Origin of the sequence: Agromyces sp. NPDC058136 (assembly GCF_042884375.1) — a bacterium.
Taxonomy (GTDB): Bacteria; Actinomycetota; Actinomycetes; order Actinomycetales; family Microbacteriaceae; genus Agromyces.
Genome location: NZ_JBHVUA010000001.1, coordinates 1,175,446 through 1,197,148, shown reverse-complemented (window position 1 = coordinate 1,197,148; position 21,703 = coordinate 1,175,446). Strand labels below are relative to the sequence as shown.

The following is a 21,703-nucleotide window of genomic DNA, read 5'->3' as shown; positions in this document are numbered from 1 at the left end:
GCGGCGCCGGCGATCACGCCCCGGTCGCCTCCGCGATCCATTCGGCGGCGATGCGGTCGTAGGTCTTCGCGCCCTCGGTGCGCTCGGCGGCCGGGTCTTCGGGCAACGCCGCGAGCGGGTGAGCGACGCCGTCGACGTAGCGCACCTCGCCGACGCCGAGGCGCTCGAGCTCGCGTACTGCCGCGATGAAATGCGGTTCGTCGTCGGAACCCTCGACGATGAGCAGGCGGCCACCCGCCGCCGCGAGCTCGGGTGCGCGCGCGACGAAGTCCATGCGCTCGGCCACGGCATCGGCGGCCGACGTCCATTGATACGGCGACGGCAGGAACTCGGCCATCGCGTCGATCATCGGGCGCAGTTGCAGCATCGGGTTCAGGAGCACGCACGCGACGATGCGGTGCGAACCGGCATGCGTCGCGAACACCTCGGTGGCCGCGGATGCCCCGGCCGAACCGCCGAGCACGGCGAGCGCCGAGGCATCCGACGCCCCCAAGAGCGCCCGCACTTCGGCGAGCGCCGCCGGGAACTCGGCGAGCGCCTCCTCGTGCATCGGGCCGAAGAAGTCGGTGACCATGTCGATGCCGCTCGTGAGCAGCGCCTCGAAGTCGGGGTGGGGCGCGCGCTCGCCGCTGAGCGGCAGGCCGAGGTAGATCACGTGCGCGTCGAGGCCGTCGAGCGGCAGCGCCGCGGCCATCGCGGCGGGCGTCGACGGCGGGTCGAGCAGGTGCCAGCCGACGACGATCGGCGCCTCGGGGCGAGTCGCGGCGCGGGCCGAGTAGGGCACGCCCGCGGTGGTGGTTCCGTGCGTCCAGGTCATGGGCGCGAGGCTAGCGCGTGCAGGGGAGCGCGGCCAGTGGATGCTGCCGAGGGCAGCGGCGCCGTCGCGCGCGGCCGGTGTCCCTAGCGGTGCACGTGCGACGGCTGCCCGGTGATGCTCGAGATGTCCTTCTCGGTCGTGTGCCGCAGCCGCTCCGAGAGATCGTGCAGTGCCCGAGCGACCGCGAGCTCGTCGCCGATCGCGGGCACGTTCGGATCGAGCGGGTTGCGCGCGGCCTTGCCGACGCCGGTCACTTCACGCCCCGCGGGCGTGCGAACGGTGGCCTCAGCCCTCGTGGAGTTCTCTTCTTCGTCGATTTCGACGGTGACGCTCCACTGCTTCGTCGCATCCATGGAACTCACCACCTTCCGGTCCGGTTCCACCTTTCAGGGTACCGACCCACCGCTCGCGCGGCGAGGTTTCGGGGACGCCATCTCAAGCCCTGAGGTACCTCAGACCGGGTACCTACGCCCCGCCTCGCGAAGATAGGGCACCCGCCCGATACGCACCCGGTACCTCAGCGACGAGTCTGTTCTCAGGCGGCCGGAACATCGGCCGCGAAGCATCCGAAAGGGATCGGAACCATGGACCTCGCAGCCGGCTTCATCGCCACCACCCTCCACCGCAACGAGGCCGAGTTCGCCGCCGCGGCGAACGAGCGCCGCCGCACCGAGGGCGAGCGCCGCACCGTCGAGCGCGCCGACCGCACGGCGCGCGTCGGCCGCGCGCACCGCCTCGCCGACCGCCTGCACCTGCACGCGGCGCACTGACCACCGAGGCATCCGGCTCACCATCATGGGCCGGATGCCACGGCAGCCGGCGGTGCCTCGCGCAGCAGCCGGAACTCGTGCCGCCGCAACAGCTGCAGCACCCACGACGCCGGCGGGCCGAAAGCTCTCAGGCCCATCGCCGTCGCGATCGGCTCGATGCCGACGACCGTGAACTCGCGACCCCGCCACACCACGGTCGCCCGATCCGCCGCGACGACGTTGCGGTACCAGTTCACCTCGGGGCCGTAGGTGAGCTCGGCCACGAACCCCTCGGGCACCCGCGCGAGGATGAGCGGCGTCTCGAAGGTGCGCCCGCTCTTGCGCCCGGTGTGGCGGATGAGTGCGAACGGTCCGAGGCCGCGGCGGGCCATCGCGAGCGTCAGTGGGTTGAGCGTGTGCTTGATGAACGTCAGCCAGCCGCGCTTGAACCACCCCATCGCCTTGCTCCGCCTCTCGAGCGTCGACCGGTCGTCCGCCGCCGTCAACCCGCGAGCACCCCGTCGGGGTCGCGCACCTCGACCCGCGGCCGCCCGTCGTCGAGGCGTCCCAACGTCTCGGGCAGCGCGCTGAAGATCTTCCTCGACCCGGCCGCGACCCGCGTCACCGCGGTGAAGTCGAGTACGAGGCATCCGTGATCGCCCACCAGTGCCGAGAGGCGGGTGAGCACCTCCTCGGCCTCCGAGAACAGGATCTCGCCGCGCAGCATGGCGATCGTGTCGCCGGCATCCTCGCGCGTGAGCGACGCGATCGGCGAGAGCGGCGAGCCGTGGTGCTGCAGCATGTGCAGGCCGTGCCGTTGCGACAGCAGCTCGAGCGTCGCGACGCCGCGCACGCTGTTGCCGCGCTCGTCGAGGCGCGGGCTGAACGTGCCGATGCCGAACTGCCCCGGCTGCACGGCTGCGATGCCGCCGCCGACGCCGCTCTTGGCGGGCAGGCCGACCCGCACCATCCAGTCGCCCGACTCGTCGTACATGCCGCAGCTCGTCATGACCGCGGTCGTCCAGCGCGCGGCATCCTCGCTGATGACGCGTTCGTCGGTCACGGGGTTCACGCCGCCGGTCGCGAACGTCGCCGCCATGATCGCGAGGTCGCGCGCGTTCACGGTCAGCGAGCACTGGCGGAAGTACGCCGTCGTCGCGACCTGGGCGCTCGCCCCGAGCACCCCCGCCGAGCGGGTCAGGTAGGCGAGCGCGCGGTTGCGATCGCCGGTGGTCGACTCCGAGACGTAGACGTCCTCGTCGACCTCCAGTTCACGGCCCGCGAACCGCTCGAGGCCCGCGCGCACGGCGGCGAACTTCTCCTCGGCGGTGTCGCCGTGCATGAGCGACGTCATCACGATGGCGCCGGCGTTGATCATGGGGTTGCGAGGGCGGCCGGATGCCTCGTCGAGACTGATGGCGTTGAACGGTTCGCCGCTCGGCTCGAGGTCGACGTGCTTGCGCACCTCGTGGAGTCCGAGCGCGTCGACCGCGAGCGCGAACACGAACGGCTTCGACACCGATTGGATGGTGAACTCCGCCTCGACGTCGCCGGCCTCGTGCACGACCCCGTGCGTGCTCGCGAGCGCCGCGCCGAGCTGCTCGGGCTCGACCTTCGCGAGCTCGGGGATGTACGACGCGACCGCCCCGTCGGTGCGATCTCGAACGGCGTCGAGCACCGACTCGAGCGCATGACGAACCGGATCTCCCAGAGCCCCAGCCATGGGGTCAGCCTACGACCGCCGCCGCCCGTTGAGTAGTGCCGAGCCTCCGCAGGTTGAGGAGCGCCGACGCGAAGCGGCGACGCGTCTCGAAACCCGGTGACCGAGTCTCGAGAGCGTCTCGCCGGGTTTCGAGACGCGTGCTCCTTCGTCGCTCGCTCCTCAACCGGCGGGAGATGGGAACAAGCGGACGCCGCGCGACCGATACGATCTCGACTCGTGCCGTCTCCGGCACGCGACCCTTGGAGGATCCGTGACGTTCGACCCGTCCGCGCCGGTGCCGCAGCCGCCCGCGCCCCAACCATCGGTGCCGCAGGCGCCGATGCCGCAGGTGCCCGCGGCGGCGCCGCGGCCCGCGCAGCCGAAGGGGTTCGCCGGCGCCCTGACCGCGGCGATCATCGTCTCGGCGCTGCCGCTCATCCTGATCCCGACGATGACGGTGTGGATGGTCTTCGCGTTCGCGTCGGCCGCGTCGAGCACGAACGACGGGTACTTCGAGGCGGTCGAGCAGTTCGGCGACGACCCGTACGCGGAGGACCCGCTCGACGAGGCATCCGCCGTCGACCTGCCGATCGACCTGCCGTGGGACCTCGACATCGACGGTGACGCCTACATCTCCCTCTCCTCGACGTTCCCGGGCGACCCCGCGTGGACGCCCACGACCACCGGCGGCAACTCGGGCGAGTACACGAGCACCGTCACGGGCTGCACCGTCTGGTACACGAACGGCAGCGACGGCTCCGACGCGCTCGGCGAAGACGACCGCACCGCGAGCCTCTCGCGCATCGAGCAGGACCTCGGCTCGACCATCGACCGCACCAGCGCCTACGACGTCGCGCTCATCTCGGGCGACGGGGTCTCGGCCGGCACCGCCGACGCGGTCGCCATCGACGTGCAGATCGACCGGTACTACACGGTGATCTCGCGCAGCATCACCGACCTCGGCGAGGGCGTCGTCGTGCTCGTGGGCTGCGACGCCCCCGAACAGCTGCCCGGCGCCGTCGTCGACGCCGCCGCCCACCTGACCGTCGGCCTCGTGTCGACCGAATTCGCGGAGTGACCGCCATGCTGCACACCGAAACGAGCCCCCTCGACCTCGTGCTGCCGATCATCGCCTTCTACGGGGTCATCTTCCTCGTGCTCATCGTGCAGTACGTGGTGCTCGCGATCTTCCTCTCCAAGGTGTTCGTGAAGACGGGCAACGAGGGCTGGCCGGCGTGGGTGCCGATCTACAGCTCGTGGCGCGTCATCGAGATCGCCGGGTACCCGGGATGGGTCGCGGTCCTCGCGTTCGTGCCGTTCGCGAACATCGTGGCCGCGGTGTACTTGATCATGGCCGTGCACCGCATCAACACGGGCTTCGGCAAGTCGGCCGGGTGGACGGTGCTCTACGTCTTCCTGCCGCTCGTCTGGGGGGCGTACCTCGGCTACGGCCGCACCGAGCCGTGGCACGGTGCGGCGGCGTGGGAGGTGCCGGCGTACCCGTACGGATACGCGCCGGCGCCGCAGGTGCCCGCTGCTTACGCGCCGGCCGCTTCCGCGGCTCCGGCTGCTCCGGCCGTTCCGCCGGCTGCTCCGCCGCAGGGCGACTGAGCACAGATCGAGCACTGCACCGCAGGATGCCTCGGGCGCGAGCCCGGGGCATTCTGCGTCTCCTCCGCGGCGAGGTCGGACATGCGGAACCGCCGCGGGGAACTCCCGCCGCACGCGATCTGAGGTGGTCGGGCGACGGAAATAGGGCACTCGCCCGATCTGCCGGGCCCACCTCAGCGAGGAGTCTGAGGTCAGGCGGCCACCGCGCCGCCGCACCGAAGGGACACCGGATCATGAACCTCGCAGTCGGCTACATCGCACAGACCCTCCAGACCGCCGACGAGCGCGAAGCGGCCATCGCGAACGAGCGGCGCCGTCGAGTGCACGAGCGTCGCGCTGTCGAAGCCGAGCGCGCGGAGCGCGCCGCACGCACGGCTCGTACCGAGCGTGCGGGGCGCCGCCGTCGGCCGACGACCGCTGCCGCGGGTTGAGCAGCGTCGAGCCTCCGCAGGTTGAGGAGCGCCGACGCGAAGCGGCGACGCGTCTCGAAACCCGGTGACCGACTCTCGAGAGCGTCTCGCCAGGTTTCGAGACGCGTGCTCCTTCGTCGCTCGCTCCTCAACCGGCGGGAGGCGGGAACAACTCGCGGGCGACCGCGTTGGAATCACCATGACCACTCTCGGAATCATCGGTGCAGGACATATCGGCAGCCAGGTCGCTCGCGCGGCCGTTAAGAGCGGATACGAGGTGGTGATCGCGAACTCGCGCGGCCCCGAGACGCTTGAGGGCCTCATCGCCGAGCTCGGCCCGTCGGCCCGCGCGGCGACCGCGGCCGAGGCGGCGGCGGCCGCCGACATCGCCGTCGTGACCGTGCCGTTCAAGGCGTACGCCTCGGTTCCGGTCGAGCCGCTCGCCGGCAAGATCGTGATCGACACCGACAACTACTACTGGGAGCGCGACGGCCACGTGCCCGCCCTCGACGAGGGCCGCGACACCGTCACGGGCATGCTGCAGAAGCACCTGCCCATGAGCCACGTCGCGAAGGGCTTCAACCACATCGTCGCCTCCGACATCACGACCGACGGCCGCCCGGCCGGCGACCCGGCCCGCCGTGCCCTCGCGACGGCGAGCGACCACGATGACGCCGCGGCCTTCGTCACCTCGCTCTACGACGAGTTCGGCTTCGACACCGTGAACGTCGGCCCGCTCGACGACAGCTGGCGCGTCGAGCGCGACCAGCCCGCGTACTCGGCCGGGGCGCAGACCAGCGCAGAACTCGTCGCCAACCTCGGGAAGGCAGAGCGCTCCAGCGGGGAGACTCCCGCCTGAGTCCATCGGCGCGTCGCAGGGGCGCGGTAGGGTCGTGGTCTTGCCGACTCCGGCGCGACCACGACCCGAACAGGACCCCTGCAATGACCCAGCTCATCCTCTCCGGCGACGACCAGCTGACCGTGCCCGTCGTCATCTCCATCGCCGAAGGGCTCGGTTACACCGCGACGACCCCCGCCGAAGGCAGCATCAAGCTCGAGCGCGGCAGCCTGCAGAAGACGCTGTGGCTCGGGGCGATGGCGGGCAGCGGGTTCCACATCTCGTTCACCTTCGCGATCGGCGTCGACCAGTACGGCAACACCTGGCTGCGCTTCGACGAGAAGGGCGGGCTCGGCGCGGTCAAGGGCGGCGCGATCGGCTACGCGAAGAGCAAGTCGGCGTTCGAGGAGTTCGTCGCAGCTGTGCGGGCGCAGACGAGCGAGCGCGGCATCCTCATCGGCGAGCAGGCGTAGCCGAGGCCCGACCGCCAGGCCCGACGACCAGTCGGCATCGAGGCTTCCCCTTTTCTCCATCGATGTGACAAACTCGTGGGAGAGCGCGATCACAGTGTCGCGACGGGAGGGGTCGGCGGATGAACGGTTCGATCACCACCGCGCGGCGCGGCACCAACCTGCCCCGCATGGGCGACTTCAACCGCTCGGTCATCTTCGACGCGATCCGGCGCGCCCCAGAGGGGCGCAGCCGGGTCGAGCTCGTCGAGATGACCGGGCTCTCGACGCAGACGGTGTCGAACATCGCGCGGCGCCTGCTCGACGACGAGCTCATCGTCGAGGCCGGCAAGACGAGCGCGGCCGGCCTCGGCAAGCCCCGCACCATGCTGCGGCTGAACCCGGTCGGGCTCTACGCCGCCGGCGTGCACGTCGACCCGGCCGTCATGACCTTCGTGCTGCTCGACCTCACCGGGCAGGTCGTCGCGCACGCGCGGCACCGCACCCCTGACGCGAGCGACCCGGCGCACGTCATGGAGCGGATCCGCGACCTCGTCGAACGGCTCGTCGCCGACTCGGGCATCGCCCGCGACAAGATCGTCGGCCTCGGGCTCGCCGCCCCCGGCCCCATCGACCAGGAGCGCGGCACCATCGTCGACCCGCCGAACCTGCACGGCTGGCATCGCGTTCCGCTGCGCGAAGCCCTCGAGGATGCCACGGGCCTCCCCGTGCTCGTCGATAAAGACGTCACCGCGGCCGCCGTCGCCGAGACCTGGGCGGGCGGGGCGAGCGGTGCGGGTTCCTTCGTGTTCCTCTACCTCGGCACCGGCATCGGCGCAGGGCTCGTGCTCGGTGACGAACTCGTGCGCGGGGTGTCGGGCAATGCCGGTGAGATCGGCCACATCGTCGCCGACCCCGACGGACCGCCTTGCTCATGCGGCCTGCGCGGCTGCATCGCGGTGACCATCACCCCGCAGGCGATGGTCGAGGAGGCCGAGCGGCTCGGCGTGCTGCGAGCCGATGCCGCCCACGAGAGCGCCCCCGAGATCGACGCGCAGTTCGACCGGCTGTGTGCGGCGGCGGACGCCGGTGACGCGGTCGCCGGCGGCATCCTCGACCTCGCGGCCGACCGCACCGCGCACGCCGTCGCCGTCATCACGAACCTCCTCGATGTCGACCGCGTCGTCTTCGGCGGCCCGTTCTGGGCGCGCCTCGAGGCGCGGTACCTCGCCCGCGTGACCCCGCGGCTCGCCGAGTACAGTGCGACCGCGGCGCTGCGCGAGCTCGAGGTCGTCGGCACCGGGGTCGGTGAGGATGTCGCGGCGATCGGCGCCGCGAGCCTCGTGCTCGAGCGCACCTTCGCGCCGACCGCGAACCGGCTGCTGCTGGGGTAGATCTCGACCAGCAGGGGTACTCGGTGGTTGAGGAGCGCCGACGCGCAGCGGCGACGCGTCTCGAAACCCGGTGGGCCGGTCTCGAGAGTCGGTTGCGGGGTCTCGAGACGCGTGCTCCTTCGTCGCGCGCTCCTCGACCAGCGTAGGAAACTGGGTCTTGCAGAGTAACTCCATTCGATTTACTATGTGGATCGTGGGGATTGCGATCGCCCCGTGGAGCACGGTTCGGGGGAGCCGGCTTGCTCCCGGGGCGTATCGCGTCTTCCGCCCGAACCGGAGCATCCCGCACTGCAGTACTCGAGCGAAGGAGCACGAGCACCATGCAACGAACCCGCGCCACCCTGTCTCTCGCGGTGATCGCCGCAGCATCCGTCTCGCTCATCGGCTGCAGTGCCGACTCCGGCGCTGATGAGAACACGATCCGCATCGTCTACCAGAAGACCGACGCGTTCGTCGCGCTCGACGACCTCTTCAAGCAGGTCAAGCCGGCCTTCGAAGAGGCGAACCCGGGCATCACCGTCGAACTCGAACCCATCGTCGCCGACGAGGGCGACTACGCCACGAAGCTCGCGCTCATGCAGCAGAGCCCCGACACCGCGCCCGACGTCTTCTACGAAGACACCTTCAAGGTGCGCAGCGACGTCGACGCCGGCTACCTGCTGAACCTCGACGAGTACCTCGCCGACTGGGACGACTGGTCGAAGTTCAACGAGGGCGCGAAGGAGGCGGGGCGCGCCGACGACGGCAGCGTCTACGCCGTGCCGCTCGGCACCGACACCCGCGGCATCTGGTACTCGAAGTCGGTGCTCGAATCGGCCGGCGTCGCGCTGCCGTGGGAGCCGAAGAGCTGGGACGAGATCCTCGAGACCGCCCGCCAGGTGCACGCCGCCGAGCCCGACAAGGTCGCGTTCAACGTCTACTCGGGCAAGCCCGCGGGCGAGGGCTCGGTCATGCAGGGGTTCGGCATGCTGATCTACGGCACCGACGACGTGCTGTACGACGCCGACGAGAAGAAGTGGGTGACGGGTTCGCAGGGCTTCATCGACTCGCTCGCGTTCATTGAGACGCTCTACGGCGAGGGGCTCGCCCCCGCACCCGACGTCGCGCTCGACGGCTCGATGTGGCAGAAGCTCTTCGGCGAATGGTTCCCCGGCGGTCAGATCGCCGGAACCATCGAGGGCTCGTGGTCGCCGTCGTTCTGGATGCCGGGCGGCCAGTACGAGTGGCCCGAGTACGTCGACGACATCGGGGTCGCGGCCTTCCCGACGCAGAACGGGCAGGGCGACGGCGCGGTCAGCCTCTCGGGCGGGTGGACCCTCGCCGTCGGCGCGAACAGCGACAACCCCGACGCCGCGTTCGACTTCCTCGCGATGGCGCTGAATCAGGAGAACTCGCTGCAGTACAACATCGCGAACTCGCAGATCGCGGTGCGCACGGATGTCGCGGAGGACCCCTCGTACCTCGAGGCGAACCCGTTCATCGGCTTCTTCACCGACCTCGTGACCGTCACGCACTTCCGGCCGGCCACGGCCGACTACCCCGAGATCTCGGCCGAGATCCAGGCGGCCACCGAGGCCGTCATGACGGGGCAGATGACGCCGGAGGAGGCCGCCGCCGCCTATGACGAGGCGGTGGTCGGGATCGTCGGCGAAGAGAACGTGACCGGCTAGGGGAATGGTCGCGGTCTCGTCGCCCACGATCGAAGGCGGCCGGCCGACGCGGGAAAACCCGAACTCCCGCGCCGGCCGGCAACCCCCTCGGGCGGGGCGACGCTCGCTCGTGCGCCTGCTGCCGATCGCGCCGTCGATCGTGCTGCTCGCGCTGTTCATGGTCGGGCCGGTCGTCTGGGCGGTCGTCGTCTCGTTCACCGACACCGCGCTCACCGGCCGCTCGGCGCGCGAGCCGCAGTGGGTCGGCCTCGACAACTACCTCGATCTCATCACTGACCGCGACTTCCCGCTGTCGCTGCTGCTCACGGTCGTGTTCGTGCTCGGCTCGGCCGTGATCGGGCAGAACCTCGTCGGGCTGGGGCTCGCCCTCCTCATGGCGAAGGCCAACCGCGGGGTGCGCGCTGTCGTCGGCACGACGGTCGTCACCGCATGGGTGCTGCCCGAGATCGTCGCCGCCTTCGCCGCCTACGCGTACTTCGCCGACGACGGCACCCTCAACCAGCTGCTCGGCGCCGTCGGCATCGACGGTGCGAACTGGCTCTACGACTTCCCGATGCTCGCCGTGATCCTCGCGAACGTGTGGCGCGGCACCGCGTTCTCGATGCTCGTCTACGAGGCCGCGCTGAACGACGTGCCGCCCGAGATCTCCGAGGCCGCGATCGTCGACGGGGCGGGCGGCGCGAAGCGCCTCTGGTGGGTGACGCTGCCGATGATCCGCCCGTCGATCGCGACGAACCTCATGCTCATCACCCTTCAGACGCTCGCCGTGTTCACACTCATCTGGGTGATGACGAAGGGCGGCCCCGGCATGGCGAGCTCGACCCTGCCGGTGTTCGCGTACCAGGAGGCGTTCAAGTTCCAGCAGATCGGCTACGGCTCGGCGATCGCGGTCGTGATGATCGTCGTCGGTGCGATCTTCTCGATCGCGTACATCAGGATGCTTCGCCCGGAGCGCCGCACATGAGCCTCGCGTCGCCGCGCCGTGCCGTGGCATCCACCGCCCGCAATCTCGCGCTCGCCCTCATCGGCGTCTGCTTCCTCGTGCCGCTCGCGTGGCTCGTGCTCGCCTCGATCGACACCGACCCGAGCCAGCGCACCGAAGTGCCCGAGGGCTTCACGCTCGAGCACTACGCGGCCGTGCTCACCCCCGAGGGCACCCTGTTGCCGCTCTGGAACTCGACGCTGCTCTCGACCGGCTCGGCCGTCATCACCGTGATCGTCGCGGTGCTCGCGGCGTATCCGCTGTCGCGGTACCAGTCGCGGTTCAACACGCCGTACCTCTACGCCATCCTGTTCGGCACGTGCCTGCCCATCACCGCGATCATGGTGCCGGTGTACAGCCTGTTCGTGCGGCTCGGCTACCTCGACAACCTCGCTGCGGTGACGTTCTTCATGGCCGCGACGAGCCTGCCGATGGCGATCTGGATGATGAAGAACTTCATGGACTCGGTGCCCGTCTCGCTCGAGGAGGCCGCCTGGGTCGACGGCGCCTCGGCGATGGGGACGCTGCGTCGCATCGTCGTGCCGCTCATGCGGCCCGGCATCGCAGTGGTGTTCATCTTCGTGTTCATCCAGGCCTGGGGAAACTTCTTCGTGCCGTTCATCCTGCTGCTGAGCCCCGCGAAGCAACCCGCCGCGGTGAGCATCTACAGCTTCTTCGGGCAGTACGGCACCGTCGCCTACGGCGAGCTCGCCGCCTTCTCGCTGCTGTACTCGTTGCCGGTCATCGCGCTGTACGTGCTCGTGTCGCGCGGCATCGGCGGTTCGTTCGCGCTGCAGGGCGCGGTCAAGGGATAGGAGCCTGAAATGCACGACGATTCCGCCCTGGTCGAGACGCGCATCGCGCGGTTCGTGCGCGAACGGCTCGAGCCCGCGCGGTACCGCGAGCAGGTGCCGGCGACGATCGAACGATGGGATGCCCCGGGGGAGCCCGTGCCGTTCGCCGACGCCGTCGGTCAGGTGTTCGAGCCGGTGGTGCCCGGCACGCCGTGGGGGCGGGCGTGGGGCACGACGTGGTTCAGAGTGACGGTGCCGGCATCCGGTGGTCGAGGAGCGCCGCCGATGGCGACGCGTCTCGAGACCGGCGCACCAGGTCTCGAGACGCGTGCTTCGCGCGCTCCTCGACCAACGGAGGGCCGCTGGGAACTCGTCGTCGATCTCGGGTTCTCGCCGGTCACGCCCGGGTTCCAGGCCGAGGCGCTCGTGTGGCGGCCCGACGGCACGATCGTGAAGGCGGTCGAGCCGCGGAACCGGGCGGTGCCGATCGAGCTGCTGGCGGCGGGTGGTTTCGAGACGCGTCCGACTTCGTCGGGCGCTCCTCAACCAGCGGGCGAGGCGGCGGTCGTGTATCTCGAGGCGGCGTCGAACCCCGATGTCATGCAGGACTGGACCTTCGCGCCGACGCTCCGCGGCGAGTGGGAGACCGCGGGCGACGACCCCCTCTACGTGCTCGGCGAGATCGGGCTCGCGCTCCGCGACGTGACCGTCGACGAGCTCCTGCACGACGTGCGGGTGCTCCGCGAGCTCGCCGCGCAGCTGCGCGCCGACTCGACGAGGCGGGCGCAGATCGTGCGGGCGCTCGAACGCATGGTCGACCTCATGGACCCCGACGACGTCGCCGGCACCGCGGCGGAGGGCCGGAGCATCCTCGCGCCCGTGCTCGCCGCACCCGCCTGGGCGAGCTCGCACCGCGTGCACGCCGTCGGCCACGCCCACATCGACAGCGCGTGGCTGTGGCCGGTGCGCGAGACCGTGCGCAAGGTCGCCCGCACCTTCTCGAACGTCGACGCGCTCATCGCGGAGCATCCCGACTTCGTGTTCGCCGCCTCGTCGGCGCAGCAGTACGCGTGGCTGAAACGCGACTACCCCGAACTGTTCGAGCGCGTGCGCGCGCGGGTGCGCGAGGGCTCGTTCGTGCCGGTCGGCGGCATGTGGGTGGAGTCCGACACGAACCTGCCGGGCGGCGAGGCGCTCGCGCGCCAGTTCGTCGCGGGCAAGCGCTTCTTCATCGAGGAGCTCGGCGTCGAACCGCTCGAGGTGTGGCTGCCCGACTCGTTCGGCTACTCGGCGGCGCTGCCGCAACTCGTGCGGGCGGCGGGGTCGAAGTGGTTCCTCACGCAGAAGATCTCGTGGAACGAGACGAACCGGTTCCCGCACCACACCTTCCGCTGGCAGGGGCTCGACGGCAGCGAGGTGTTCACGCACTTCCCGCCCGTCGACACGTACAACGCCGAGCTCACCGGGGAGGAGCTCGCCCGCGCCGAGCGCCAGTACGCCGAGAAGGGGGCGGCGAACACCTCGCTCGTGCCGTTCGGCTACGGCGACGGCGGCGGCGGGCCGACGCGCGAGATGCTCGCGTCCGCGTACCGCACCGCCTCGCTCGAGGGGTCGCCGCAGGTGAAGCTGTCGTCGCCGCGCGGGTTCTTCGAGGCCGCCGAGGCCGAGTACCCCGCGCCGCCGGTGTGGTCGGGCGAGCTGTACCTCGAGTTCCACCGCGGCACGTACACCTCGCAGGCGCGCACGAAGCGCGGCAACCGGCGCAGCGAGCACCTGCTGCGCGAGGCCGAGCTGTGGGCGACGACGGCGGCCGTGCGCGGGGTCGCCGCGTACCCGGTCGAAGAGCTCGCCGCGGCCTGGGAGACGGTGCTGCTGCAGCAGTTCCACGACATCCTGCCCGGGTCGTCGATCGCGTGGGTGCATCGAGAGGCCGAGCGGCGCTACGCCGAGGTCGCCGAGGTGCTCGAGCAGATCATCGAGCGCTCGGTGCGCGCGCTCGCAGGGCAGGGCGATCGGATGCTCCGCGTGAACGCAGGGCCGTACGCGGTCTCGGGTGTGCCGGGGTTGGGCGGGGCCCGGTGGTCGAGGAGCGCCGCCGAAGGCGATACCCGGTGGTCGAGGAGCGCCGCCGAAGGCGACGCGTCTCGAGACCAAGCCGAGTCGCGCCCGCTCACCGGGTCTCGAGACGCGTCGTCGCTGCGCGCCGGCGCTCCTCGACCAGCGGAAGGCATCACCCTCGAGAACGCCCATCTCGCGGCCGTCCTCGACGCCGACGGGCTCCTCGTCTCCCTCCGGCACCGCGACGCCGACGGCCGGCTCGGCCGCGAGGCGATCGCGCCGGGGCAGGCGGGCAACCTGCTGCAGCTCTTCCGTGACACCCCCAACCAGTGGGACGCGTGGGACATCGACGCCCACTACGCCCGCAACGTCGTCGAGCTGCGCGAGGCCGAGTCGGTCGAGCTGGTCGATGCTCCAGCGGAGGACGAGCGGGTCGCCGTGCGCATCACGCGCCGGTTCGGGGCATCCGTGATCGTCGAGACCGTGTCGCTCGCCGCCGATGCCCCGGCGCTCGAGTTCGACTTCGACATCGACTGGCACGAGCGCCAGAAGCTGCTGAAGCTCGCGTTCCCGCTCGACGTGCACGCCGAACGGGCGACGAGCGAGATCCAGTTCGGGCACCTGCACCGGCCGACGCACGCGAACACCTCGTGGGACGCGGCCCGTTTCGAGACCGTCGCCCACCGCTGGGTGCACGTCGGCGAGCCCGGCTACGGCGTCGCGATCGCGAACGACTCGACGTACGGGCACGACATCAGACGGGCCGCGGATGCCACGCGCCCGGGCGCGACCGTGACCACCGCGCGGCTCTCGCTGCTCCGCGCTCCGCGCTACCCCGACCCCGAGGCCGACCAGGGGCGGCACCGCATGCGCGTGTCGATCGCGCCCGGCGCGGGCATCCCCGAGGCGATCGCCGAGGGCTACCGGCTCAACCTGCCGCTGCGCAGCTTCGAGGGGGTGGATGCCACGTTGATCGAGCCGCTCGTGAACGTCACCGGCGCCGTGGTCGAGGCGGTGAAGCTCGCCGAGGACGGCTCCGGCGATGTGGTGGTGCGGTTGTACGAGCCGCACGGTGCCCGCGGGCGGGGGCGGCTGTCGGTCTCGTTCGACGCGTCCGCGGAGTCGACCGACCTGCTCGAGCGGGCGTTCGGCGGGGGCGACGGGGACGACCCGACCGGGGGCGGGGTGGGCGTCGTGCTCGACGACGCAGGGCCGCGCGCGTGGGAGTTCGCGCTGCGCCCCTTCCAGATCGTGACGTTGAGGTTGCGCCGTGTTCGGCCGGGCGCCTAGTCGTGCCGGTCTCCGGCGGTCGAGGAGGCGCGCCGGCGCCGTATCGAGGCCCCCTGACCCGGCGATGTCGGCGGCACCCCGTAGCGTCATGATCTTCGGCATCGACCGGAGTCACCCGAGGAGCACCGATATGGCGCCCCACCCCGACGACCCCGGCCGCACCGCCGTTCCGGCCCTCCCTGCGGCGCCGCTCGCGCCCGAGCGGGCGCGCTTCTTCGCCGACGTCAACGATCTCGAACTGCGGCTCGCGATCATCGACGACCGTTTCGACCGGCTCGCCTCGCGGCCCGACGAGGCGTTCCAGTCGTTCCGCGTCGACACGCTCGGCCGCATGCGTTCGATCGCGCTGCGCGCCCGCGCCTTCGAGCAGGGCGAGGCGCTCGAACCGCACCATCGGCGCCGGGTGGCGGCGCTGCTGCTCGCGATCCGGCACCGGGTCGGTGCGCTCGAGGCGCACCACGCCCGGTTCCTCGAGCGTCGCCCGCGGCGGGCCGCCGCGACCGTCGTCTAGCCCGCCGCCGCGATGCTCTCGCGGTGCAGGGCGAGGAGGCCCGTTTCGAGACCACGGCGGTCGGCCCTCCGCGCGAGGGCCGACCGCTCCCGGCTCAGCCCCAGAGCTCGCCGATGCGCTCGGCCAGCTCACGTCCGCGCTCGTATCCGGCTCGGGCTGCGGCAGGGCGTAGTGCGAGGTTCATCGCGTCGTCGAACAGGTGCCGGTCCTCGCTCCGCGGGCCGATCGTCTCGACACGGCTGCCGCCGGCGCGCAGCGCCTCGACCTGCGTCGCGAGGTCGAGCCCCCACGCGAGCGGCAGCCGGGTGCGGCCGCCGAACGGTGAGAGCACGAGCACGCGCTCGTACCCGGCAGCGAGGTCGGCGTTCTCGGGGTTGGTGCGATAGCCGCCGTCGATGTACGGATGACCGTCGATCCGGAAGGCGAAGCCACCCGCACAGCTCGCGGCGACGGCGTCGACGAGGTCGACTCCGCTGTCGCGATCGAACACGACGGAATCGCCGGTCTCGGCGTCGACCGCCGTGAGGAGCAACGACCGCGCCGGCCAGGCGGAGCCCGCGAATCGTGAGGCGACGGTCGCGCGCCAGCGCGCCTGCTGCCCGTCGTCCGACGAGGCATCCAGCTCGCGGGCGGAGACGCCCATCCTGCGGCGCAGGTCGTCGAGGCCGCTCGACGCTGCGATGATCGCGCCGGTCCGCGCGAGGTGGTCGATCGGCCGGCCGGCCGGCGGACGAGCGGCGGCGGGTGCGGTCGCCCCAGCCCAGGCCTGTCCGGTCGGCCGCGTCGGGTGCAGGGGTGCCGCGTCGGCGATCGCCGCGTACAGCTCGGCGGGGGTCGCGCCCGCGAGCTGGGCCGCGGCCGTCGATCCGGCCGAGGTGCCGATCGTCAGGTCGGCTGCGGTCACGTCGACGCCGGCCTCGGACAGTCCGGCGACGACGCCGATCAGCCAGGCGTTCCCGGTCGAGCCGCCGCCGCCGAGGACGAGTGCTCGTTCACCGGAAGCGGGGATCCTGTTCGTGGCGTCGACCGGCATCGCCCGGCCGGGGGCCGACGTCGACGTGGCGGGCAGGGGAGAAGAAGGAGTGTTGTCGTGCATGGGAATCGCCTTTCGCGAACTTGCCTGTTCGGCGCTCCCGGCGGCGACTGACTCAGTCGCGGATCGTGGACTGCAGGGGAGCGCCCACTGATACTGCGTTCATGGGACTCACCTCCTGCCGTCGATACACGATCAACGGGACCGTAGCACGACGGGGATGCTCGGGCAATCGCGGCGGTGCGGTGAGCGGCAGCGGCGGTCCGACCGTCGCGCGCCCCGGCGTAGGCTCGCAACCATGACCGAAGCCGGAAGCGCGGCGACGGGCACGCGCGACGTGCCCATCGCGCCTCACCTTCCCCGAGCCGACCGCCGCGCCCGTATCGCGGTGCAGGTGAAGCCGCAGCACGCGAGCTACGCCGAGCTCCGGGCCGCCGCCGTGGCGGCCGAGGAGGCAGGGGCCGACCTCGTGCTCGGGTGGGATCACTTCTTCCCGCTCAGCGGCGACGCCGACGGCGCGCACTTCGAGGCGTGGACGCTGCTCGCGGCGTTCGCCGAGGTCACCCGACGTGTCGAGCTCGGCGTGCTCGTGTCATCCACCGGCTATCGCAACCCCCAGTTGCTCGCCGACATGGCTCGCACGGTCGACCACATCAGCGCGCGCGACGGCGGGGTCGGCCGGGTGGTCCTCGGCATCGGCGCGGGTTGGTTCGAGCGGGACTACGCGGAGTACGGGTACGAGTTCGGCACCGCGCCCGAGCGTTTGCGCAAGCTCCGCGGCGACCTGCCGCTGATCCGCGAGCGGTGGGCGGCGCTGAATCCGCCGCCGACGCGGGACATCCCCGTGCTCATCGGCGGCGCCGGCGAGCAGGTCACCCTGCGCATCGTCGCCGAGCACGCCGACATCTGGCACGGGTTCGGCGACGCCGACACGATCGCGCACAAGCATGCGGTGCTCGACGACTGGTGCCGGCGCATCGGCCGGGACCCGGCCGACATCGAGCGCAGCGCGGGCGTCTCGCCGAAGCCCGGTCGCTACGCCGAGGACCTCGACGACTACCCGGGCCACGCCGACGCGCTGCACGCCGTGGGTACCCGCCTCTTCACGGTCGGGCTCGAGGCCGAGACCGGATGGGATCTCGGGCCGATCCGCGACCTCGTGGCGTGGCGCGACGAAGTGAACGCCCGGGCCCTCGGTGGGGCAGCCTGAGCCTGCGACCGACTGCCTTCGGACGTCGATGCGGCCTCGGCCATCGATCTCGAGACGGCTCGAGAGTCGACCTGCTTCACGCACCTACGTCACTGATACGCCAGTGGTATCAGAGACGTAGTGCCCTGCGCGGCGGGTGGCTCGCTGATACCTGAGGCATATCAGTGACGTAGTGCTCAGGCACGATGATCGCGCCCGCTCAGGCGCGCGCGGCGGCCTCGATCACCTCGTGGTGCAGGGCGAGGAGGCCGGCGGTGCGCTCGGCGGGGCCGCGGCCGAACCCGCACTCGGTGCCGACGCCGAACGAGGCGACCCCGGCCTGCGCGAACGCCGCGCGGGCGGGTGCGAGGCGGGCGAGTGCACCGTCGACCCCGTCTTCGTGGTGCACGAGCCCGAGGTACGGCGTCGTCGAGGCCGGCAGTGCCCACTCGGTGAGCGGCGCGAAGTAGTCGGCGTCGGAGCGTTCGATCGGAACGGGCAGGTGCACCCAGTCGATGGGCCGTTCGATGTGCGCGGCGAGTGCGTTCGCCACGGCGACGAGCCGACCGGCATCACCGGGTTCGACGAAGTGCTTCTCGGCGACGTCCCCGTAGCAGAGGTGGAATCCGAGCTGCGCGCCGGCGGGCACCCGCTCGGCGAGCTCGGCGGCCAGCGAGGCGATCGCTCCGACGAGCGCCGGGGCATCCGCGCCGCCGTCGGCGAAGAACGCCTCGAGCGGTCCGCCGCCGAGGCTCACACCCTCGAGGTAGGCGAACTCGGTCGCGAGGTCGATCTGCACGGCGAGGTCGTCGGCGGGCACGAGCTCGGCGATGCGGTCGAGCTCGGTGGCGAGGGCCGCGGCGTATGCCGGGTACACCGCGGCACGATCGGTGGGGGCGACATAGGTCGTGACCGGGGCGAGCGGCGAGGGCAGACACACCTGGAAGCGAGTGCCGTCGGCGATGACGCCCGTTTCGCGCAGACGCAGGAAGTCGGCGTAGCTCGCGGCCGCGGCGTCGGCGTAGCCGAGCGGGCCGAACGCGAGGGCTCCGGGCTCGACCTTGCCGTCGAGCACGGTCGGACGCAGGTCGAACCCGGCGACCACGATCGGGTCGATCGGCACCCGGGCGAGCCCGTCGACCGCGTCGAACGCCGCGCCCTGGAAGAGGATCCAGTGGAAGCGCTCGCCGACCTCGCCGTCGGGGATGCGGGAGAGGTCGGCGCCGAGTTCTGCGGCGACGACGCGGAAGGTCGCCTCGGCGCTCGGCTGGTTGATCGATCCGACGAGGTGGGCACCGGAGACGCGGGGGAGTTCGGGCATCCCGCAATGCTAGATCGACCCGGCTGTGCGCTTCGCCCGTGTTACCCGCTCTGACGCGGGAGCCAGTCGATTCAGCCGTCGTGCACGACGAGCGAGACCTCGATCTCGTCGCCCTCGCCGATCTGTTCGGCCTGCAACACGGCGCGTTTCAACGGGAGGGCGTACGTGCCCCCGCCGGGGAAGATCGAGGTGTCCCAGGTCGTGCCGCCGACCGTCGCCGTGACGCGCACCGAGTCGAAGCCCCGTGGCATACGCGGGCGATCGGAGATGTCGGCACTCGGCTCGGTCGGCACGTCGACGAAGAACCAGTTGCGGCGGGACGACCACTCGTAGATCACGGCGGTGAAGTCGACCCGCATGCCGTCGGCCTGGCGAGGATCACGCATGCGGCCATCCTAGGTCGGGCCGCTGTCATGAGGTCCGATTCCCGCTGTCGAATCCGGCCATCTGCCGGGGCGACGGGGAGAGTATGGAGTCATGTCCCGCCGCCACGCCACCCTTTCGACGCCGCTCGGCGGACTGCTCGTGGTCGCGGAGGGCGATGCGCTCGCCGGCATCTACTTCCCCGGGCACTGGCACCCGCCGGCCGCGGGCACGATCGGCGTCGAGGTCGCCGCCCGCGACGACGCCCTCATCGTCCGGCTCGGCGTCGAGCTCGACGAGTACCTCGCCGGTACGCGCACCGCGTTCGACCTGCCGACCGCCCCCGACGGAGACGAGTTCCAGCACGCGGTCTGGGCCATGCTGTGGGACATCCCGCTCGGTGAGACCGTCACGTACGGCGAACTCGCGGCCCGCCTCGGCGACCGCAACCTCGCCCGGCGAGTCGGCGGCGCCGTGGGCCGCAACCCGCTCAGCATCGTCGTGCCCTGCCACCGGGTCGTCGGCGCAGACGGCTCGCTCACCGGCTACGCGGGCGGCCTCGAACGCAAGCGGTTCTTGCTCGAGCTCGAGGGGGCCGCGGTCGTCGCGCAGGCGCGCCTGTTCTAGACGCCTGCGGCATGTCGGCGGGTGGTGGCAGCGTGACGTCATGGCGACTCATGACCACCGCATCCCGCTCAGCATCGACTACGTCGAGATCTCCGTCACCGATCTCGCGGCCGCGCAGGCCTTCTACGGCACCGCGTTCGGCTGGTCCTTCACCTCGTACGGCGACGAGTACGCCGGCATCCGCACCTCTGCCGAGGCCGACGGCGAGGAGGCGGGCGGCCTCACGCTCGTCGAGGAGGTCACGCCCGGCGGTCCGTTCGTGCTGCTCTACAGCGACGACCTCGACGGCACCCTCGACGCCATCGTCTCGGCGGGCGGAACGGTGACGAACGGGCCGTACGAGTTCCCCGGCGGTCGGCGGTTCCACTTCGCCGACCCGAGCGGCAACGAGCTCGGCGTCTGGTCCGAGCAGTAGGAGCACCCTCGCCCACGTCCGACCCTTTCTGTTGTGGAATGCAACGCCGAAGCGTAGCGTTGCATCTAACAACAGAAGGAGTCGGACATGGTGGAGCACACCGCTCGTGACGATCACGCCGCCGCGATCCTGCGCGAGCTCATCGTCGTCTCGCGGCGAGGCGTCGCCGACGCGCGCACCGCTCCGGTGCCGCTCAACATGACCGAGCAGTCGATTCTCGGCTTCATCGTCGACCACCCCGGCTGCCGCTCCGTTGACATCGCCGAGGCGTTCCGCCTCAACCGCTCGACCGTCTCCCGCCAGCTCGGCGGCCTCACCCGGCTCGGAGTGGTGCGCGAGGTGACGGATGCCACGGGCCGCGGTCGTCCGCTCGAGCTCACCGAGACCGGCTGGGCGGCGTACCGGGAGGCGATCGAGATCCTGCAGCGAGTCGTCGACGCCCACCTCGACGGCTGGGGCGACGACGAGGTCGCCCGATTCGCCCACGACCTCACCCGCTTCAACGGCGCCGCAGCGAACGACGACCCGTCGAAGCATCCGCACCAGACCCACGACGCCTGACCCCGGGCGACGAACGCCCCACGAGGGCACCCACAGGAGAGAAGGAATCACCATGACCGCAGTGCAGCACGTGACCGTGCTCGGCACCGGAGTGCTCGGCTCGCAGATCGCGTTCCAGACCGCGTTCAGCGGGTTCGAGGTCGTCGCCTACGACATCAGCGCCGAGGCGACCGCTGCCGCCGAAGCCCGCTTCGCCGGGCTCGCCGACACCTACGTCGCCGAAGGCGTCGCGGGTGCTGCGGACGGCGGCGCGCACGCCGCCCTCGCACGCCTCACCACCTCGCACGACCTCGCGGCCGCCGTCGCGAACGCCGACCTCGTCATCGAGGCCGTGCCCGAGAGCGTCGACATCAAGCGCGCCACGTACGAGAAGCTCGCCGCCGTCGCACCCGAGCGAACGATCTTCGCCACCAACTCGTCGACGCTGCTGCCGAGCGCGATCGCCGACGCCACCGGCCGCCCCGACCGGTTCCTCGCCCTGCACTTCGCGAACCGCATCTGGGCGCACAACACCGCCGAGATCATGGGCACGCCCGCGACCGACCCCGCCGTGTACCGCACGGTCGTCGAGTTCGCGGAGGCCATCGGCATGGTGCCGATCGAGATCAAGAAGGAGCAGCCGGGTTACGTGCTCAACTCGTTGCTCGTGCCGTTCCTGTCGGCGGCCGGCCAGTTGCTCGTCGACGGCGTCGCCGAGCCCGAGGCGATCGACGCGACCTGGCGCATCGGCACCGGTGCGCCGATGGGTCCGTTCCAGATCTACGACATCGTCGGGCTGACGACCGCGTACAACATCTCGATGATGGGCGGCCCGAAGCAGCAGGAGTTCGCCGCGCTCATCAAGGAGCGCTACATCGACCAGGGCAAGCTCGGCGTCGCCACCGGCGAGGGCTTCTACCGCTACCCGCAGGAGGGCTGA

At 71.3% G+C, this 21,703-nt stretch carries 24 protein-coding genes; 17 read left to right on the top strand and 7 right to left on the bottom strand.

What is annotated here, in order from left to right; translation table 11 throughout:
* Positions 1–13 precede the first annotated feature (13 nt).
* Positions 14–817, bottom strand: coding sequence for an alpha/beta fold hydrolase (locus ACFVTX_RS05640; protein ID WP_386898573.1), 804 nt, complete (start codon positions 815–817; stop codon positions 14–16).
* Between the two features lie 83 nt (positions 818–900).
* Positions 901–1,170, bottom strand: coding sequence for a DUF1876 domain-containing protein (locus tag ACFVTX_RS05635; RefSeq protein ID WP_386898572.1), 270 nt, complete (start codon positions 1,168–1,170; stop codon positions 901–903).
* 231 nt (positions 1,171–1,401) lie between these two features.
* Here ACFVTX_RS05635 and ACFVTX_RS05630 point away from each other — a divergent pair, with 231 nt between their 5' ends.
* Entirely contained in the window at positions 1,402–1,587 is a 186-nt protein-coding gene (locus ACFVTX_RS05630; protein ID WP_386898571.1) for a hypothetical protein, read from the top strand.
* 23 nt (positions 1,588–1,610) lie between these two features.
* On the opposite strand, the gene ACFVTX_RS05625 is transcribed toward ACFVTX_RS05630, so the two are convergent.
* Positions 1,611–2,024, bottom strand: coding sequence for a nitroreductase/quinone reductase family protein (locus tag ACFVTX_RS05625; protein WP_386898570.1), 414 nt, complete (start codon positions 2,022–2,024; stop codon positions 1,611–1,613).
* Positions 2,025–2,068: 44 nt separating this feature from the next.
* Entirely contained in the window at positions 2,069–3,289 is a 1,221-nt protein-coding gene (glsA, locus tag ACFVTX_RS05620; RefSeq protein ID WP_386898569.1) for a glutaminase A, read from the bottom strand.
* Between the two features lie 250 nt (positions 3,290–3,539).
* Between glsA and ACFVTX_RS05615 the strand changes: the two genes are divergently transcribed.
* From ACFVTX_RS05615 to ACFVTX_RS05565, 11 genes are all read left to right on the top strand, one after another.
* Positions 3,540–4,346, top strand: a complete 807-nt coding sequence (locus ACFVTX_RS05615; RefSeq protein WP_386898568.1) for a hypothetical protein — start codon at positions 3,540–3,542, stop codon at positions 4,344–4,346.
* 5 nt (positions 4,347–4,351) lie between these two features.
* Complete coding sequence (locus ACFVTX_RS05610; protein WP_386898567.1) at positions 4,352–4,879, top strand: DUF5684 domain-containing protein; 528 nt, start codon at positions 4,352–4,354, stop codon at positions 4,877–4,879.
* 233 nt (positions 4,880–5,112) lie between these two features.
* Positions 5,113–5,310: a hypothetical protein gene (locus tag ACFVTX_RS05605; protein WP_386898566.1), complete on the top strand. Its 198-nt coding sequence runs from the start codon at positions 5,113–5,115 to the stop codon at positions 5,308–5,310.
* Positions 5,311–5,374: 64 nt separating this feature from the next.
* A complete protein-coding gene (locus ACFVTX_RS05600; RefSeq protein WP_386898565.1) occupies positions 5,375–6,148 on the top strand; it encodes an NADPH-dependent F420 reductase in 774 nt (257 codons plus the stop codon).
* Positions 6,149–6,231: 83 nt separating this feature from the next.
* Positions 6,232–6,600 carry a hypothetical protein gene (locus tag ACFVTX_RS05595; protein ID WP_386898564.1) on the top strand — a complete coding sequence of 123 codons (369 nt, stop codon included), beginning with the start codon at positions 6,232–6,234 and terminating at the stop codon, positions 6,598–6,600.
* Between the two features lie 167 nt (positions 6,601–6,767).
* Positions 6,768–7,970, top strand: coding sequence for an ROK family protein (locus ACFVTX_RS05590; protein ID WP_386898740.1), 1,203 nt, complete (start codon positions 6,768–6,770; stop codon positions 7,968–7,970).
* A 320-nt stretch (positions 7,971–8,290) separates the two neighbouring features.
* Positions 8,291–9,640, top strand: coding sequence for an extracellular solute-binding protein (locus tag ACFVTX_RS05585; RefSeq protein WP_386898563.1), 1,350 nt, complete (start codon positions 8,291–8,293; stop codon positions 9,638–9,640).
* Between the two features lie 4 nt (positions 9,641–9,644).
* On the top strand, positions 9,645–10,604 hold the full coding sequence (locus tag ACFVTX_RS05580; protein ID WP_386898562.1) for a carbohydrate ABC transporter permease: 960 nt from the start codon (positions 9,645–9,647) through the stop codon (positions 10,602–10,604).
* Positions 10,601–11,437: a carbohydrate ABC transporter permease gene (locus ACFVTX_RS05575; protein WP_386898561.1), complete on the top strand. Its 837-nt coding sequence runs from the start codon at positions 10,601–10,603 to the stop codon at positions 11,435–11,437. The genes ACFVTX_RS05580 and ACFVTX_RS05575 overlap by 4 nt, the downstream gene beginning before the upstream one ends.
* Positions 11,438–11,446: 9 nt before the next feature.
* Positions 11,447–14,764: an alpha-mannosidase gene (locus ACFVTX_RS05570; RefSeq protein WP_386898560.1), complete on the top strand. Its 3,318-nt coding sequence runs from the start codon at positions 11,447–11,449 to the stop codon at positions 14,762–14,764.
* 130 nt (positions 14,765–14,894) lie between these two features.
* The gene (locus tag ACFVTX_RS05565; protein WP_386898559.1) at positions 14,895–15,275 is read left to right on the top strand and encodes a hypothetical protein; all 381 of its coding nucleotides are present in this window, start codon (positions 14,895–14,897) and stop codon (positions 15,273–15,275) included.
* Positions 15,276–15,369: 94 nt separating this feature from the next.
* Here the strand turns inward: ACFVTX_RS05565 and ACFVTX_RS05560 are convergent, their stop codons facing one another.
* On the bottom strand, positions 15,370–16,371 hold the full coding sequence (locus tag ACFVTX_RS05560; RefSeq protein ID WP_386898558.1) for a patatin-like phospholipase family protein: 1,002 nt from the start codon (positions 16,369–16,371) through the stop codon (positions 15,370–15,372).
* 235 nt (positions 16,372–16,606) lie between these two features.
* Here ACFVTX_RS05560 and ACFVTX_RS05555 point away from each other — a divergent pair, with 235 nt between their 5' ends.
* Positions 16,607–17,518: an LLM class F420-dependent oxidoreductase gene (locus ACFVTX_RS05555; protein ID WP_386898557.1), complete on the top strand. Its 912-nt coding sequence runs from the start codon at positions 16,607–16,609 to the stop codon at positions 17,516–17,518.
* 199 nt (positions 17,519–17,717) lie between these two features.
* On the opposite strand, the gene ACFVTX_RS05550 is transcribed toward ACFVTX_RS05555, so the two are convergent.
* Positions 17,718–18,818, bottom strand: coding sequence for a hypothetical protein (locus tag ACFVTX_RS05550; protein WP_386898556.1), 1,101 nt, complete (start codon positions 18,816–18,818; stop codon positions 17,718–17,720).
* A gap of 71 nt (positions 18,819–18,889) precedes the next feature.
* Positions 18,890–19,204 (bottom strand): DUF1905 domain-containing protein, encoded by a 315-nt coding sequence (locus ACFVTX_RS05545; protein ID WP_386898555.1) that lies wholly within the window; start codon positions 19,202–19,204, stop codon positions 18,890–18,892.
* 91 nt (positions 19,205–19,295) lie between these two features.
* Between ACFVTX_RS05545 and ACFVTX_RS05540 the strand changes: the two genes are divergently transcribed.
* The 4 genes from ACFVTX_RS05540 (at position 19,296) to ACFVTX_RS05525 (ending at position 21,703) form a co-directional block, all read left to right on the top strand.
* Positions 19,296–19,808, top strand: a complete 513-nt coding sequence (locus tag ACFVTX_RS05540) for a methylated-DNA--[protein]-cysteine S-methyltransferase (protein WP_386898554.1) — start codon at positions 19,296–19,298, stop codon at positions 19,806–19,808.
* A gap of 40 nt (positions 19,809–19,848) precedes the next feature.
* Positions 19,849–20,223 (top strand): VOC family protein, encoded by a 375-nt coding sequence (locus ACFVTX_RS05535; RefSeq protein WP_386898553.1) that lies wholly within the window; start codon positions 19,849–19,851, stop codon positions 20,221–20,223.
* Positions 20,224–20,310: 87 nt separating this feature from the next.
* Positions 20,311–20,784, top strand: coding sequence for a MarR family winged helix-turn-helix transcriptional regulator (locus ACFVTX_RS05530; RefSeq protein ID WP_386898552.1), 474 nt, complete (start codon positions 20,311–20,313; stop codon positions 20,782–20,784).
* Between the two features lie 52 nt (positions 20,785–20,836).
* Positions 20,837–21,703: a 3-hydroxyacyl-CoA dehydrogenase gene (locus ACFVTX_RS05525; protein ID WP_386898551.1), complete on the top strand. Its 867-nt coding sequence runs from the start codon at positions 20,837–20,839 to the stop codon at positions 21,701–21,703.